Below are 16,107 nucleotides of genomic sequence, written 5' to 3'. Positions count from 1 at the left end.
CGCAAGGCGTCAAAGCAACAATGTGGTGAGGTGTCCGAGTGGCTGAAGGAGCACGCCTGGAAAGTGTGTATACGGCAACGTATCGAGGGTTCGAATCCCTCCCTCACCGCCATCATCTTTTAAGGTGATACAATTCGGAGAGATGGCTGAGTGGTTGAAAGCACCGGTCTTGAAAACCGGCATACGTTTGTAGCGTATCTAGGGTTCAAATCCCTATCTCTCCGCCACATTTAGAAAAAGCCCAGCAGAAATGCTGGGCTTTTTTGCGTCTATACCTGCTTAACGTATATTTCTTCAAGCATGAGCTGCAACTCCGGCAAGCAACTTCCGCATCCGGTCCCTGCTTGGGTCGCATCGCTGATCTGTTTCACCGAACAACAAGACTTTGCTCGAATTGCGTGTTCTATGGTTCTAACGCCTACTTGCTTGCACGCACAAACCAGCCGTCCATTTTGGTGTCCCGGTGGCGCTTTGCCGGTAAATAAGGCTTGCACGAGCGGGTCTGATAACGGCCTGCCGATTAAGGTATATAAGTAGTCATAATCGCAATGGTGTAAGTCAGCGCTAACAATAAAGGCACTGTGGATATGGTTGTTTTGAAATAGGGCATAACGGCTTTCATTGTTCACTTCAATATTAATGAGCTGCTGGCCTTTCCCCCGAACACTGCTCTGCACATTGCTAAGGTGCGCCGCAAGCGATGCATGTAATTGCTCTGGTTGTTGTTGGGATATCACCCGAAAAAGGTGACCGTTATGGGTGCGCTGGCTTGTCCAATGCGCTTGGTGGCTCATACTCGTTGCAGCGCGCTTATCCTGAGTGATCAGTAGCGCTTCACTTTGATAGGGTGATGGTTCAATGTTTACCGGTGTTGCCTTGAACTCCGGTTGCCCTGATAGTGGGTCTCGCTCTGCGGCGATAAGCGTATTCACTTTGCCCATACTGGTGGTGCAATTATTCCAATGAAACGGGGCAAAGACTTGGCCGGATTGACACTCCTTGCTGATCCGTGCCCGTAGAAATATCTCACCCTTGTAGCTGGTGACTTTAATCAAGGTGTTGGGCTTTATTGAGAATTGTTTGGCATCTTTGGCCGATAGGGCAAGGTAAGGCTCGCTGATATGCTCGCTGAGGCGAGGAGATAATCCGCTTCGGGTCATGGTGTGCCAGTGATCCCGTATTCGACCGGTATTCAATAGCAACGGGTACTGGGAAGATGGGATCTCTGCGATAGGCCGATAGTCGGTGGCAATAAACTGCGCTTTACCCGAAGGGGTGGCAAACTCACCATTGCCAAATAGCCGTGTCGTCGGTTGGTTATAGGTTGTGACTGGCCATTGTTGCGGAGGCATTTGGTGGTACTGTTTTGCTGTTAAGTCAGTAAGCCCTGACAGGTTCAGCGGTCTGGACAGTGCACAGACTCTATGTTTAGGTATATCGGCAATTTCTTCCCCTTGGCCCAGAGCTGTCATCTGGGCATATTCGCGAAAAATGTCGGCTTCATTTTGGTAGTCGAAGGCATAGCCAAAGCCCATCTTTTTGGCCACTTCGCTGATGATCCACCAGTCGGGTTTGGCCTCGCCCGGTGACGGCAATAAGCGTCGCTGTCGGGAGATCCTTCGTTCCGAGTTGGTGACGGTGCCTGACTTTTCACTCCAGCCTTGGGCGGGCAATACCACATTCGCATGGCGCAGTGTATCGGTATCGGCCATGCAATCAGACACCACCACATAAGGGCAATTCGCTAAAATCGTGTTGATACAGTCGCTTTCTGGCAAGCTGACAGCGGGGTTGGTTGCCATTATCCAGATGGCTTTGATTTGCCCGCTCTCGACGGCGTTGAACATATCAATAGCTTTGAGGCCCGGTGCAGAAGCGAGATTATCCGTTTGCCAAAATTCGCTGATCTGTTGGGTATGTTCAGGGCTGTCAAAGTCCATATGGGCAGCCAACATATTGGCCAGTCCACCAACCTCGCGTCCCCCCATCGCATTGGGTTGACCAGTTACGGAGAAGGGGGTGCAGCCCGGTTTACCTACTCGGCCAGTCGCCAAGTGGCAGTTGAGAATACTGTTGACCTTATTGCTGCCTGATGTGGACTGGTTGATGCCTTGCGAGTATACAGTAACGGTTTTCTCGCTAGCGGCAAAAAGTTGATAGAAAGCGAGGATCTGCGTTTTATCGAGCCCTGTCACAGCCTGCACCGATTCAATATCACCAAACCGGAAAGCCGTCGCTAATGCTAGAGCCAGCCCTTCAGTTGCTGCTTCTATGTACTTATAATCTAATGCGTTATTTTCACTGAGGAAAGCCAGCAAGCCATTGAACAGGGCGATATCGCTGCCCGGTAAGAGTGGAAGGTGCATGTCGGCAATGTCACAGGTCGGTGTCTTGCGTGGATCGATCACGATAATTTTGCAGTGTCGTTTGGCTTTAGCCTCTCGCAGCCGCTGGAAGAGAACGGGGTGACACCAAGCCAGATTAGAGCCCGTTAGTATGATTAAGTCAGCCAATTCGAGATCTTCATAACAGCCCGGCACAATATCCGCTCCAAATGCCCGTTTATGCCCAGCGACACTGGAAGACATGCAAAGACGAGAGTTGGTATCGATATTGGCGCTGCCGATGAACCCTTTCATCAGCTTATTGGCGACATAGTAATCCTCCGTCAGTAATTGACCTGAGACGTAGAAGGCCACTGCGTCATTGCCATGTTGCTCGATAATATGTTTGAACCGAACTGCGACGTCGGCCAGTGCTTCCTCCCACGAGACATCCTGTTGGTTAATTTGCGGTTTTAGCAGCCTTCCTTCTACCCCTACCGTTTCTCCTAGGGCTAACCCCTTAGAGCATAACTTGCCAAAATTGGCGGGGTGCTGGCTATCGCCACGAACTTCCAATGTGCCATGACTGTTTGCTCTCGCTTCAATGCCACAGCCTACTCCGCAGTAGGCACAGGTCGATTTAATCCAGGTATTTTCTTTTTGGTTCACCTGTTGTTCTCCTTGGCTTTGAAAATCAGTACGTCGAATAAGAGATGAGCAATAACCAGGCCAGCTTTCTTGGTGCTGGTATGGGTAGATGGGTTGGTGGATTGAATGGTTTTTTGGTTGTTTTATGGTTAAAAGCTCCGTGTGTACCCCTAAAGTAGTACCTTTGTTTGTATAAAGTACTGGGGTGGTGGCTATTTTGGTGCAAGGCAGGGCTTTCTTTGCACGGGGACTGGGCAGTCATCGGAGGAGAAAAGTGGTTGTTGCCAGCGCGGCAGGTTTTACGCTTTTTAATTAAAGATATTAATAACAGTTACTTGGCAATGCTATTGGGTTCGGCCAGTTGTAATTATTTTGAGCTGGCATCGTCTTTGCTCACTATCTAGTAACAGATTTCAAAGGATATGAACGGGTAGGAGATGTATGCCAACGATCAGAGAACGTGCTGGGGTGTTGTACCCAGCAGAGAGCATCCAGATAGGAGCATCGCCTTTAACCGGGCGTAAGGTAGGGAAAGTGGACTTGGTCGGGGCCGGACCTGGCGATCCTATGTTGCTGACACTTAAGGCGGTGGAAAGTATTGAGCAGGCGGATGTCATTGTCTATGACCGCCTCGTGAGCAAGGATATACGGGCACGATTTCCGGCGGATACCCAAGCTTTGTATGTCGGCAAGGCGAAGGGAGAGCACAGTGCCAGCCAAGAGGCGATCAATGAGCTGTTGGTGAAACTGGCCTGGCAGGGTAAGACGGTTTGCCGGCTTAAAGGGGGTGATGCCTTTGTTTTTGGCCGTGGTAGTGAAGAGATGCTGGCACTAAAAGCCGCTGATGTGCCTGTTGAAGTTGTACCGGGGATCACGGCGGCAGCAGGTTGTACCAGCTATGCCGGTATCCCACTGACGCATAGGGGCTATTCACAAGGATGTACTTTTGTAACCGGGCATGCCGAGCAGTCATTGGATCTTAACTGGCAAGTGCTGGCACAGCTTGATCATACCTTGGTGTTTTATATGGGGGTCAGTAAATCAGCCATGATCCGGGACAAGCTACTTGCCGGTGGCGCAGAGCCTAACACCCCCGTGGCCTTGATCGAGAAAGGATGTTGCCCCGAGCAACGAATAGTGACCGGATTATTGCAGCATTTACCTGAACTGGTACAGCGCCATCAGGTGATTTCACCGGCTTTAATTGTTGTCGGTGAGGTCGTTGCCCTATCAGAGCAACTGCAGTGGGTTAGCCTGGTTGCCGAACAACAGATCCAGCTGTCGGCTTGAGAGCAACAGAGAGTAAGCAGTGAAGTCAGTCGCTCAGGGGAGAGCAGAAATGGATAAGAAAAAAATTATTGTGGTCGGCAACGGTATGGTTGGGCACAAGTTCATTGAAGACATGTTGGTTCAGGATAAGCAACAGCAATTCAGCATCCTGACCTTTTCCGAAGAGCCAAGGTTGGCCTATGACCGAGTGCAGTTAAGTAGTTATTTTGGCGGAAAAAGTGCGCAAGATCTGGCGTTAGCGAATGAGCTTGATTATCAAAATAATAAGGTCGAGTATCTGCTCAATGAACAGGTCAGCGAGATAGATACCTCAGCAAAGATCATTGTCACCCAAAGTGGGCTGCGTGAGCATTATGACAAACTGGTGCTGGCAGCAGGGTCTTACCCCTTTGTTCCGCCAATCCCCGGTAACGACCAGCCGCATTGCCATGTTTACCGAACAATCGAAGATTTGGATGCCATTGCCCACTCTGGAGCCCAGAGTCAAGTGGGTGTCGTTGTGGGGGGCGGGCTGTTGGGGCTTGAGGCTGCCAATGCGCTTAAACAGTTGGGAGTCGAGACCCATGTGGTGGAGTTTGCGCCGCGCTTGATGGCGGTACAGTTGGATCAGGGCGGAGGAGACTTGCTCGCTCGCCAAATCTCAACACTTGGCGTATCGGTGCATACCGAAAAGGCCACGACCGAGATTGTTGCTGGTGAAAGCTGCCGGTATCGGATGAATTTTGCTGATGGCTCATGCTTGGAAACCGATATGATCGTGTTCTCAGCGGGGATCCGCCCACAAGATACGCTGGCTCGCCAGTGTGGTCTTGAGGTTGGGGAGCGGGGCGGTATTGTGATTGATGACCATTGCCAGACCAGTGCGGACGATGTCTACGCCATTGGTGAATGTGCCCTGTGGCAACAGCGGATTTTTGGACTGGTTGCTCCCGGCTATCAAATGGCAAAAGTACTGGCAAATCACTTCTGCCAGCCAGATGCGGGTTTGTCTTTTGTCGGTGCGGATATGAGCACCAAGCTTAAATTACTGGGAGTCGATGTTGCCAGCATTGGTGATGTCAGCGGCGCAACACCCGGCGCACTGTCTTACACCTATAGCGATGACTTGGAACAGGTCTATAAGCGCTTAATTCTATCCCCCAATGGCGACAAGATACTGGGTGCCGTGCTGGTGGGGGATGTCAGCAACTACCAGTCATTGCTGCAGATCAAGCTTAATGGCATGCCTTTGCCAGAAAATCCGGCGGTATTGATACTGCCCCAGCTCGAAGGGGAAGGCGCGGGGGCTGGGCTGGGGGTCGAAGCGCTGCCCGACAGTGCCTCGATATGTTCATGTTATGACGTGACCAAAGGGCAAATCAGACAGGCTGTGGCTGATGGCTGTTCATCGATGGCTGATTTGAAAACGGCCACCAAAGCCTCAACCGGTTGCGGCGGTTGCTCGGCATTGGCTAAGCAAGTGATGGATGCCGAGTTGGCTGCGATGGGCGTTGAGGTGAGCAACCACCTCTGTGAGCACTTTGCCTATTCCCGTCAAGAACTGGCTGACTTGGTCAGAGTGAAAAAGATCACCACCTTCGATGCATTGCTCAAAGAGTATGGCAGCGGTTTGGGCTGTGATATCTGCAAACCTGCTGTGGGCTCGATGCTGGCGTCGTACTGGAATGACTATGTATTGGCCGACTCGCACCTAGAGCTGCAAGATACCAATGATATCTTCCTCGGCAACATGCAAAAGGATGGTACTTATTCGGTTGTGCCAAGGATCCCGGGCGGGGAGATCACTCCGGACAAGTTGATAGTGCTGGGGCAGGTGGCGAAGCAGTTTGATCTCTATACCAAGATCACTGGTGGGCAACGGGTGGATTTGTTCGGCGCCCAACTGCATGAATTACCTGAAATCTGGCATTTTTTGATCAATGCCGGTTTTGAGACAGGCCATGCTTATGGTAAGTCGGTTCGTACCGTCAAATCTTGTGTCGGGAGTACTTGGTGTCGATATGGCGTGGCAGACAGTGTCGGCTTTGCCATTGATCTCGAGCACCGCTACAAAGGGCTACGCGCCCCTCACAAGCTCAAGTTTGCCGTATCAGGTTGTACCCGAGAATGTGCTGAAGCCCAGTCTAAGGATATTGGTGTGATTGCAACAGAAAACGGTTGGAATCTGTATGTCTGTGGTAACGGAGGAATGCGTCCTCGCCATGCCGATTTGCTCGCTACTGATTTGGATGCTGATACCCTGATAAGTTATGTCGACCGGTTGCTGATGTTCTATATTCGCACTGCCGATCGTCTGCAGCGAACATCAGTATGGTTGGAAAACTTAGAAGGTGGGTTGGATTATCTCAAAAAGGTGGTGGTTGATGATCACCTTGGTCTGGCTGAAGAGCTTGAGCAGGAGATGGCTCGCACGCTCAGTCAATATCAGTGTGAATGGAAAACGACCTTGGCCTCGCCAGAGAAGCTGCAGCGCTTCAAACACTTTATCAATAGCGAACAGCAAGATAGCCAACTGGCCTATGTGTCAGAGCGGGGACAGCGTAGGCCACAGACTCTTGCGGAAAGGAGCCTGCAGGTTAACTTACCGCAAGGGAGGGGGGCTCAAGGTGTAGCCGGCGAGCAGATCAATGTCATTGATATTACTAAGTAGATAAGTGGGGGTGAGCATGGAGCAGAAGCAGGCAAAGTGGTATACCGTGTGCCATAGAGATGCATTAATCAAAAACGCGGGTGTTTGTGTCTTGTGGGGACATGAGCAAGTGGCGATTTTTTATTGTCATCGTACAGATTCATTATATGCGGTTGATAACTATGATCCGGTTGGTAAAGCCAATGTGCTGTCACGAGGGATCTTAGGATCGAAAGGGGATGACATTGTTGTCGCATCTCCCTTGTATAAGCAGCACTTCAATCTGTTAACGGGTCAATGCGTTGAGTTACCAGAGGTGAATTTGAAAACTTTTTCGGTAAGATGTCAGGGTGAAGATGTTCAGCTAAGTGTGTAAAGGTAAGCTTTATATGAAAAATCACAGCATAAGCTGTGATTTTTTATATCTATTCTATTTATGAGCTACTATGAAAGAATATTTATATGTTGTAGATGTGGGTTTAACCGCCTGTTATTGAATATTTTGGTTAAATGTGGTGCTTACTTTTTTGTTTTTGATTCATATTGGTGCTTCTTGTGGTTTTATTTGATCTTTGTGTTTATAACATTCTGATAAAGTAGAATTTTATTTTTTGGTATGAACAATGCATGACTAATGGCAAGTCAGTATAAAAAGGAAACACCAAGATGTCAGAAACAGGCAAGTTCAATATCTTTTCGTTTAAGGGGAAAATGAAAATTCTCCACCTTAGCTGGTTTGCGTTTTTCATTACCTTTTTTGTGTGGTTCAACTTTGCTCCTCTACTTCAATCGGTAAAAAGCTCTTTAGGATTAACCACGGCGGAAATAAAGACCCTACTGATCCTCAATGTCGCTTTTACCATTCCCGCGCGGGTGGTTATCGGGATGCTCACCGATAAATATGGACCACGGTTAGTCTACTCCGCGCTGTTAGCTGTTTGCTCTATTCCCTGCTTTGTCTTCGCTCTTGCCGACAGTTTTGTTCAGGCAGCGATAGCCCGTTTTGCGCTCGGGTTTATCGGTGCTGGGTTTGTTGTCGGGATCCGCTTGGTCTCCGAGTGGTTCCCGCATAATGAACTGGGCACGGCTGAGGGCATTTATGGGGGGTGGGGTAACTTTGGTTCGGCTGCCGCTGCCTTTACCTTACCCACTGTCGCTATTATGTTCGGTGGCGAAGATGGTTGGCGTTATGCCATGGCTATTACTGGTGTCATGAGCCTACTTTTCTCCTTTGTGTTTTACGCCAATGTGACGGACACACCCAAAGGGGCAACCTACTTTAAGCCGAAGCAGTTAGGGGCGATGGAGGTGACGTCCAAAGGTGACTTCTTCCTGTTGCTGTTCATGAAACTGCCTATGTACGGTGCGTTGGCCTTGTTGGCTTGGAAATTATCACCGTCGGGGATCGGAATGCTTGGTGATGTTGCCGTCATGGGGATCTATGTCCTTTTAGTCTTGATTTACTGTTATGAAGTCCTGCAGGTATGGCGCGTTAATAAAAACGTGTTTGTAAAACCGGTTTCCGAGGTACATCGTTACAAGTTCAAGCAGGTTGCGGTGTTGAATGTGTTGTACTTTGCGACCTTTGGCTCTGAACTGGCTGTCGTCTCAATGTTGCCGCTGTTTTTTTCGGAAACTTTTGAGCTGACCCCCGTGATGGCTGGGATGGTTGCGTCTGCTTATGCCTTTATGAACCTGATGTCTCGTCCTGGCGGAGGTTGGATCTCCGACAAGTTTGGTCGTAAACCCACCTTGCTTATCTTGACTGCCGGTTTGGCTGCCGGTTACTTCTTGATGGGCCAGGTCGACAGCAGCTGGCCGGTATGGTTAGCAGTGGTCGCCGCGATGGCATGCTCTTTCTTCGTCCAGTCGGGTGAAGGGGCTGTTTTTGCCACCGTACCACTGATCAAGCGCCGGATGACCGGACAGATCGCCGGGATGACCGGTGCCTACGGTAATGTCGGGGCCGTGTGCTACCTCACCATTTTATCGGTAGTTGATTACAGCACTTTCTTCTATGTCATTGCAGCAACAGCGGTGATTGGTTTTATCACCTTGTTGATGATGGAAGAGCCAAGCGGCCAGATTGCTGAGGTGAATGAAGACGGCAGTATCATGATGATTGATGTCGCTAATCGATAAGCCTTTCCGGCTTACTCGGCAACGGTTGAGTAAGCCGGTCAACTAGTTTGAAAGGTGATGTGTATGAGCGAGATAATGCACTCGAAAGTAGCCGCTGACTTGAAGCGGCAAAACCATCAACAGGTTAAGGAAACCAATACCTTGCAACTGGATATTGGCGGGTGTTCGGTGGCGGGGCGTAAATCCAGTAATCAGGATGCCTTTGCGGTTTACCAGCCCAAGCGGCGTGATGAGTGTTTGCACAAGGGGATTGTCGCCTGTCTTGCTGATGGCGTGAGTTGCAGCGAGCAAGGCCAGAAAGCGAGCCAATTATGCGTCACCCAGTTTATAGAAGAATACTATGCAACCCCGAAAACGTGGGGGGTAAAGCAATCAGCAGGAAAAGTGCTTCACGCTCTGAATCAATGGCTTTTCCATCAAGGTCGTCAAACTGAGCTGCAGCATAACGGGTTGGTAACAACCTTCTGTGCCGTGATCATTAAATCCAATACTGCTTATATCATGCACGTGGGCGATACCCGCGCCTACCTGTACCGCGACCAAGCACTGATCCAACTCACCCAAGATCATCGCCGCCATCAGTATGGTCAGCAGTACTTTTTAACCCGTTCGCTAGGCATGGATAGCCATCTTGAAGTTGACTTTCAGCAGATACGGTTAGAAAAAGGAGATCGCCTGCTTCTGGCGACAGACGGGATCCATGAATGGCTGGATGACGTCGATCTGCAACGTATGTTGTCGTCAATGCCCTCGCCGTCAGATGTAGAACAGCAATCAGAACTGCTGGTGGAAGCGGCGCGAGATGCAGGAAGCCAGGATAATGTGTCGAGTGTGCTGCTTGAGGTGACGTCTCTCCCCACCCTTACTGCGGATGAATATATTGAAGAGCTGACAAGGCGGGTGATCCCTCCAGTGATGGAAGAGGGGAATCGGATCGATCAATATCGAATTTTACGGGTATTGTACAGCGGACCACGCAGTCATATTTACTTGGCCGTCAGTGAATTTGATACCAAGCGCTATGTGCTGAAGATGCCTTCACTGAATTTTGCAGAGGATTACCAATACTTGCAAGGCTTTGTCCGTGAAGGTTGGATCGGTGAGCAGGTATCCCATCATAGAATAATGAAGATCTATCCTTTTTCTCACCAATCTTCGTTTCTCTACCATGTTTGTGAGTGGGTAGAGGGCAAATCACTGCGCCAATGGATGGAAGACAACCCTTTACCTGATTTAGAAAAAGTACGGGTTATGGCGGAAGAAATAATTAAATCCGTTCGAATTTTACAACGCCACAGGCTTATTCACCGTGATATTAAGCCAGAAAATTTGATCGTTAATCAATTAGATCAAATTGTTATTATTGACTTTGGTTCCGTGTATTCAGAGCATTTCGATGAATTAAATACACCGCTAACAGAAACCCTTCCTGTTGGTGACGTAAAATATTTATCACCAGAAGGTTTATTAGGGGGGGAAGTAACAATGAAGTCTGATATGTATTCAATATCTATCATCATTTATGAAATGTTGACTGGCCATTTTCCCTATTCATTTCCAAATATATTTAAATCACCATCCGCACCGAAGCCCTCACCACTATCAAAGCCTTCACAATCAATAAATCAATGGCCGGAATATATACCTTTGGAGAATTACCGTGATGACTTGCCGATGTGGCTGGATGTGGTGATAAGAAAAGGGTGTTTCCCCCAAGCCAGTCAGCGCTATGAGGCACTGTCTGAACTCGCAGGTGATCTCTACCGTCCATCCTCTGAGGTATTAAAACAGGCAAGTAGACGTCCTTTGAAGAGTAAGAACCCGACCAAGTTCTGGAAAATAATCTCGTTCTGTTTGTTTTTTGTTGTTATTGTTCAAATTGTCATCCTTGCCTCCTGATATTGCCTTCATAAATAGGCTTGATATTTATATTGGTTAAGTAAATGCTTCTTGATGAATTAAATATTTCATTTCAATCAATTAATTTTATTTATCTTAATGAATGAAATTAAATGAGATCACCATTCCATTCTTAATTACTGTTTTTTTGCTGGCAATAAAAAACAATCTATAAATAAATTCGAATCACTTCAATACACGGGATCAACTTGAACCAACGTTGGAGTGAGTTACCTTTATAATCGTCAGCTAAAGGCTAAACAAAATAATCATAATGGAAGCTAAACATGAAAAATGTGATTAACTTTTCTTTGGGCGCGATATCCATCATGGCCGCCCTTTCTCCGTTGCACGTCAGTGCTCACGGTTGGGCCGATTTCCCTGCGGCTCGTCAAGTGATCTGTGAGTCTGATGGTGGTCATTGGGGGCCGTCTGATGGCTCGCAGATCCCTAATGAAGCTTGTCGTGCTGCATTCCAGGAATCTGGTACTTATCCACTGGTGCAGAAAAATGAATTTGCGGCGTTGGTACCAGACTACAACAATATGGATGCGGTTAAAGCGGCTGTTCCCGACGGTTCGATTTGTTCGGGTGGTGATGGACGTAAGAGCGGTATGAGTGTTGCGTCACAACACTGGCAGCGTACTGATATGAAATCCGGTGAAACTTTCACCTTGCGATATCGCGCAACGGCGCCGCATAACCCGAGCTTCTGGCAGTTCTACCTGACCAAGCCAAACTACAATGCTGGCCATAGTCGTTTAGGGTGGGATGATCTGGAGTTGATTGATACCGCGGGTAATGTGGAAGTAACGCAGGAAGCGAATGGACAGTATTACTACATTGATGTAACGCTTCCTAGCGGCCGCAGCGGTGAAGCCACGCTGGTATCTCGCTGGCAGCGTAATGATCCTGCTGGTGAAGGTTTCTATAACTGTAGTGATATCCGTTTCGATGGTGAAGTACTACCACCAGAGTGGACCTCGAAGGGCCAGTACATTAAACCGGGTGTTGAAGCCCAAGATGGCGATAGTGTTTGGTTCCGTATTTTCAATAAGCAAGGTTCGGAGGTTGTGTTCGAGAAGCTGGCTATTACCGCAGCGAATGAGAACATCAATACGTGGTCCTATGAACTGGCTCAGTTGATCAACGAGAAATACGTAACTGTTACCCAAGTAGGCGTTGAAGAAGCCTCTGGCGACATTATTTATCAGCCATCGGATCTGTATACCAACCAAGTATTTGTCACCAACGCGGATTATAACTATGCACTGGATGTGCGTGATGGGGACGTGATTGAACCTGCTCCGGTAACAGTCCAAGGCCTAGAAAGCGAGTATACCCAGGGTGCTGATGGTAAAACCAATATTGATGCAACGGTGAGCTCTGAGGGACGCTATTTAATCAATATGAAGCTGCTAGATAGCACGGGTCACCAGCTGGCACTGGCGAGTGACATTGTCGACAAAGGCAACATTGATTTGTCGCTGTTTACGACCCAAACCGGATCGTTCAGCGTGGTTGTGACTGCTGCCAAACAAGACAGCAGTGAACATAAGGTGGTTGAGACCAAGTCACTGACTATCAAGGATAGCTCAGGTGGTGGTGATTATGACTACGCTTACCCAGAGGGCATCGGTAGTTATGTTCCGGGTCAGACTGTGGTTCTAGGTCGTGATGGTAGTACTTACCAGTGCCGTCCGTTCCCTGAAGGTGGCTGGTGTAATATTGATTCACCGTATCATTATGAGCCGGGATTTGGTTCAGCGTGGCAAGACGCTTGGATCAAGCAATAATCAATAAGCAACGACTTGTAGGATCAGAAAAACGCTGGCATAAGCCGGCGTTTTTTTATGAGCGTTAAATCACAAATTACCGTCATGTTTAGTGATAAATCGAAAGGTAGTGTTTCCAGTGGTGGACAATATTGATATGTAACTTGTTGATTTGGTGATCTGGCTCAAACTACACCGAATGAATTTTTCTTGGGGATTTATAACTTGTCCAAGATCAATTTGTTGCACGCATTTTAGGTGGTAGCTTTTATTCGCAGAGAATAAAACTGATTACGTCTAGCCTGTTTAAGCATAGTGATAAATGTTGTTTGTAAGCTGGTTAAGGTAATTAGTTTTTGATAATTATGGAGAATTTATCATGAGTAGTGCATTTTTCATCCCTGCCGTAAACTTGATGGGTGCGGGCTGTTTGACTGAAGCTGTTGATGCGGTTAAAGCGCATGGCTTTAAAAAAGCCCTGATTGTAACTGATAAAGTGCTTAGCCAAATTGGGATGGTAAAGCAGGTTTCGGACTTGCTTGCACAGTGTGATGTTGATTCTGTTGTCTTTGACGGTACACAACCAAACCCAACCATTGGTAATGTGGAAGCGGGTTTGGCACTGCTTAAAGAGGGTGAATGCGACTTTGTTATTTCATTGGGTGGCGGCTCTCCACACGATTGTGCCAAGGGTATTGCTTTGGTGGCCTCTAATGGCGGTAAGATTGCCGATTATGAAGGTGTTGACCAATCAGCTAAACCTCAACTGCCGTTGGTTGCAATCAACACGACAGCGGGAACAGCAAGTGAAATGACTCGCTTCTGTATCATTACAGACGAAGCGCGCCACATCAAAATGGCCATCGTTGATAAAAATACCACACCGTTGATGTCGGTTAACGATCCTGAGCTGATGCTAGCTAAACCTGCGTCTTTGACGGCGGCAACCGGTATGGATGCATTGACTCACGCGATTGAAGCTTATGTGTCTACTGCGGCAACACCAATTACCGATGCGGTTGCAATTAAAGCGATCGAATTGGTTCAAGCCCATTTACGTACAGCTGTGAAGGATGGCCAGAACATTGAAGCCCGTGAGCAAATGGCGTACGCACAGTTCATGGCGGGTATGGCATTCAACAACGCCTCGCTAGGCTATGTGCATGCAATGGCGCACCAGCTAGGTGGTTTTTACGATCTACCACACGGTGTATGTAACGCGGTATTGCTACCACATGTTCAGCGTTATAACGCGCAGGTGTGTCCTGACCGCCTAAAAGATGTGGCAAAAGCAATGGGCGTGAATGTGGAAGGTATGACAGCAGAGCAGGGCGCTGATGCGGCACTGCAAGCGATTCAGATACTGTCTAAAGATGTTGGTATTCCTGCGGGTCTTCAGCAGTTGGGTGCCAAAGAAGAAGATATTGCCGTGCTGGCAGATAATGCGCTGAAAGATGCTTGTGGTTTCACTAACCCTAAACAAGCAAGCCACGAAGAGATTTCTTCCATCTTTGCTGCGGCAATGTAAGTCTTTTTCAACCACTGCATTATTGATATTTTCGCCCACCGCTGGTGGGCGTTTTTTTGCCTGCTGTTTTGTTTGGCTTCAGAGGATATTTAGACACTTTTTGTAAAGGGTTTTACTTTGGAGGAAGCGGAACCGGGCTTTGCTGTCGTAATATCATGCGCAGTCGAAGTAAAATGGAGTACCCCATTTTTACCTTGTTGCTTGACCTCGTACATCGCAAAGTCAGCTTGTTGAAGTACTTCACTCACACTCGACGCATTAAGTGGGAATTCGCTGCTACCGATACTGGCGGAAATAGAAAAAGTTTTGCCGTTTAGCACTGCCGGTTGCTGGAAACTGTTGAGTAGCTTTTGGCTGATATTGATTTCGTGCTGGACCGAGAGGGATTCGATAACTGCAAATTCATCTCCGCCCATTCGGGCGACGTGGTAGTGCTCCCCGTTGAGCGCCGCCAGCCTTTTCGCCACCACTTTCAGCAGCTGATCCCCCATGTGATGCCCTAAGGTGTCATTGACCAGCTTGAAACCATCTAAATCGATAAGGTAGAACCGAAAAGGTTGCTGAGCCTCGATTAACTCATTGAGATGATTGTTGAGCCATAACCGGCTGTGGATTCCAGTTAGGGTATCGCTCATCGCCAGCTTGCGCATGGATATTGATTCGCGCCACAGCGCCCAGCATAAAATCCCGCCCATTAGCACGATGGCACAGAGTAGGAAGTAGATAAGTACTTCCATTGTTTGGGTCGCTTCTACCCGTTTCAACAGATCGCCGCTAGAAAGCCGAAATTTGTGGCTGAGGAAAACCACCAGGTTTTCGTAACGTTCTTTTACCTGCTTGATTAATATTTGCTCAGTATCGCCCGGCTCAAGGGCAATGAGTTGTGGCTCTATGGACCGGATATAAGCAAATTGCTTGCTGATTTGGTGGTAGGCACCATCAAAGTGATAAAGGTGGCTGATATGGGTGTTGGTCAGAATGGTTGTGAATCGGCTCCACAAAATTTCATATTGCAACATCATATCGTTGTGATCACTATTGCCGGTCGCGTAGCGATGCAGTTGGTGATGGAACTCGGCATACTCTTTGTTGAGTTGGAGCACGTACCATGCCGCTTCATTCTGACTATTGGCGATGGTATCTGAATTTCGTTTCAAGGCTGCCACCGCAATCAGAATACTGATAATAAGCAGCGGTGTTATGTAAGTGAACAGGGAGGTGATTTTACGGCTACGACAATTACCCATATCACGACTCGCTAGTGGGCTTCAATAACAGTCAGTTGCCAAACCATATTGGCAAGATGCTTGGTTTCGGCGGCTTCTGGGTATTCATTGAGTGAAATAATGACCCAATAAGGACCGTAATCGCGCACTTTTAAATATTGGCCATCTTTTTTTATTGCCAGTAACGGATTGTATTGTGTGATGTAGTCATGGTTGATGACGACGGAATAATCGTTTAGCGCAAGCAATTTTAGTTTGTTGGCAGGCAAATCAAAATGCTCGATGAGGGTGAGAAGGCGGACGCCTTCGAAAGTGGCGCTTTGCTCTAGCCAAGGTAGGTTGGTTGATAATGTGGTTTGGGGTAGCTGTTCGAGTTGGTTGCGTTGAATCTCGAGTGTCAGCATTTCACCGGATGGATTTTGCCCGGTAATCACAAGTGGGGTAGGTTGGCTCCATGCCGCGAATGCCGTGAATAGAAATAAAAAATTAAGAAGACAAAACATCAGTAGCTTCGAACGAGCTTTTTGCATACATCTCCCCCAATATTCATCCTTAATGGTATACCCAAGTTAGCTCAAGGCGCTTGGCTTGCAAACACCGTGCAGTTACTTGGATTTAATTGTAGTTCCTTCTCTTAATAGTGAGG

General features: G+C 48.1%; 10 protein-coding genes and 2 tRNA genes. 9 read left to right on the top strand and 3 right to left on the bottom strand.

The genetic code is table 11. The features are described from left to right. The first annotated feature begins 24 nt into the window (after positions 1 to 24). Together ACVA58_RS07195 and ACVA58_RS07190 are read left to right on the top strand one after the other, a co-directional pair. Positions 25 to 112 (top strand) — tRNA-Ser (locus ACVA58_RS07195). 24 nt (positions 113 to 136) lie between these two features. Next, positions 137 to 227: transfer RNA gene (locus ACVA58_RS07190), tRNA-Ser, on the top strand. Positions 228 to 269: 42 nt separating this feature from the next. On the opposite strand, the gene ACVA58_RS07185 is transcribed toward ACVA58_RS07190, so the two are convergent. Next, a complete protein-coding gene (locus ACVA58_RS07185; protein WP_446509751.1) occupies positions 270 to 2,993 on the bottom strand; it encodes a nitrate reductase in 2,724 nt (907 codons plus the stop codon). A gap of 420 nt (positions 2,994 to 3,413) precedes the next feature. On the opposite strand from ACVA58_RS07185, the gene cobA reads away from it, so the two are divergent. The 7 genes from cobA to yiaY all read left to right on the top strand — a co-directional run bounded on the left by cobA (position 3,414) and on the right by yiaY (position 14,235). Beyond that, the gene (gene cobA, locus ACVA58_RS07180) at positions 3,414 to 4,262 is read left to right on the top strand and encodes a uroporphyrinogen-III C-methyltransferase (RefSeq protein WP_446509750.1); all 849 of its coding nucleotides are present in this window, start codon (positions 3,414 to 3,416) and stop codon (positions 4,260 to 4,262) included. 49 nt (positions 4,263 to 4,311) lie between these two features. Then, on the top strand, positions 4,312 to 6,912 hold the full coding sequence (nirB, locus tag ACVA58_RS07175) for a nitrite reductase large subunit NirB (RefSeq protein WP_446509749.1): 2,601 nt from the start codon (positions 4,312 to 4,314) through the stop codon (positions 6,910 to 6,912). A 16-nt stretch (positions 6,913 to 6,928) separates the two neighbouring features. Then, positions 6,929 to 7,267: a nitrite reductase small subunit NirD gene (gene nirD / locus ACVA58_RS07170; protein ID WP_446509748.1), complete on the top strand. Its 339-nt coding sequence runs from the start codon at positions 6,929 to 6,931 to the stop codon at positions 7,265 to 7,267. A 290-nt stretch (positions 7,268 to 7,557) separates the two neighbouring features. Continuing rightward, complete coding sequence (locus ACVA58_RS07165) at positions 7,558 to 9,033, top strand: NarK family nitrate/nitrite MFS transporter (protein WP_446509747.1); 1,476 nt, start codon at positions 7,558 to 7,560, stop codon at positions 9,031 to 9,033. Positions 9,034 to 9,096: 63 nt separating this feature from the next. Beyond that, entirely contained in the window at positions 9,097 to 10,932 is a 1,836-nt protein-coding gene (locus tag ACVA58_RS07160; RefSeq protein ID WP_446509746.1) for a protein kinase domain-containing protein, read from the top strand. A 287-nt stretch (positions 10,933 to 11,219) separates the two neighbouring features. Further along, positions 11,220 to 12,728: a lytic polysaccharide monooxygenase gene (locus ACVA58_RS07155; protein WP_446509745.1), complete on the top strand. Its 1,509-nt coding sequence runs from the start codon at positions 11,220 to 11,222 to the stop codon at positions 12,726 to 12,728. A 358-nt stretch (positions 12,729 to 13,086) separates the two neighbouring features. Further along, positions 13,087 to 14,235: an L-threonine dehydrogenase gene (gene yiaY, locus ACVA58_RS07150; RefSeq protein ID WP_446509744.1), complete on the top strand. Its 1,149-nt coding sequence runs from the start codon at positions 13,087 to 13,089 to the stop codon at positions 14,233 to 14,235. An 89-nt stretch (positions 14,236 to 14,324) separates the two neighbouring features. On the opposite strand, the gene ACVA58_RS07145 is transcribed toward yiaY, so the two are convergent. Next, positions 14,325 to 15,482 carry a diguanylate cyclase domain-containing protein gene (locus ACVA58_RS07145; RefSeq protein WP_446509743.1) on the bottom strand — a complete coding sequence of 386 codons (1,158 nt, stop codon included), beginning with the start codon at positions 15,480 to 15,482 and terminating at the stop codon, positions 14,325 to 14,327. 11 nt (positions 15,483 to 15,493) lie between these two features. After that, positions 15,494 to 15,991 carry an oxidoreductase gene (locus ACVA58_RS07140; protein WP_446509742.1) on the bottom strand — a complete coding sequence of 166 codons (498 nt, stop codon included), beginning with the start codon at positions 15,989 to 15,991 and terminating at the stop codon, positions 15,494 to 15,496. Between the last annotated feature and the right edge of the window lie 116 nt (positions 15,992 to 16,107).

The sequence above is a fragment of the Photobacterium sp. DNB22_13_2 genome (assembly GCF_052873915.1).
The sequence above is the reverse complement of the archived record's forward strand: the minus strand, read 5'-3'. Positions and strand labels throughout refer to the sequence as shown.

Coding starts and splice junctions, on each gene's coding strand:
- cobA (WP_446509750.1), top strand. CDS start 3,414: ATGCCAACGATCAGAGAACGTGCTGGGGTGTTGTACCCAGCAGAGAGC.
- nirB (WP_446509749.1), top strand. CDS start 4,312: ATGGATAAGAAAAAAATTATTGTGGTCGGCAACGGTATGGTTGGGCAC.
- nirD (WP_446509748.1), top strand. CDS start 6,929: ATGGAGCAGAAGCAGGCAAAGTGGTATACCGTGTGCCATAGAGATGCA.
- ACVA58_RS07165 (WP_446509747.1), top strand. CDS start 7,558: ATGTCAGAAACAGGCAAGTTCAATATCTTTTCGTTTAAGGGGAAAATG.
- ACVA58_RS07160 (WP_446509746.1), top strand. CDS start 9,097: ATGAGCGAGATAATGCACTCGAAAGTAGCCGCTGACTTGAAGCGGCAA.
- ACVA58_RS07155 (WP_446509745.1), top strand. CDS start 11,220: ATGAAAAATGTGATTAACTTTTCTTTGGGCGCGATATCCATCATGGCC.
- yiaY (WP_446509744.1), top strand. CDS start 13,087: ATGAGTAGTGCATTTTTCATCCCTGCCGTAAACTTGATGGGTGCGGGC.
- ACVA58_RS07145 (WP_446509743.1), bottom strand. CDS start 15,482: ATGGGTAATTGTCGTAGCCGTAAAATCACCTCCCTGTTCACTTACATA.
- ACVA58_RS07140 (WP_446509742.1), bottom strand. CDS start 15,991: ATGCAAAAAGCTCGTTCGAAGCTACTGATGTTTTGTCTTCTTAATTTT.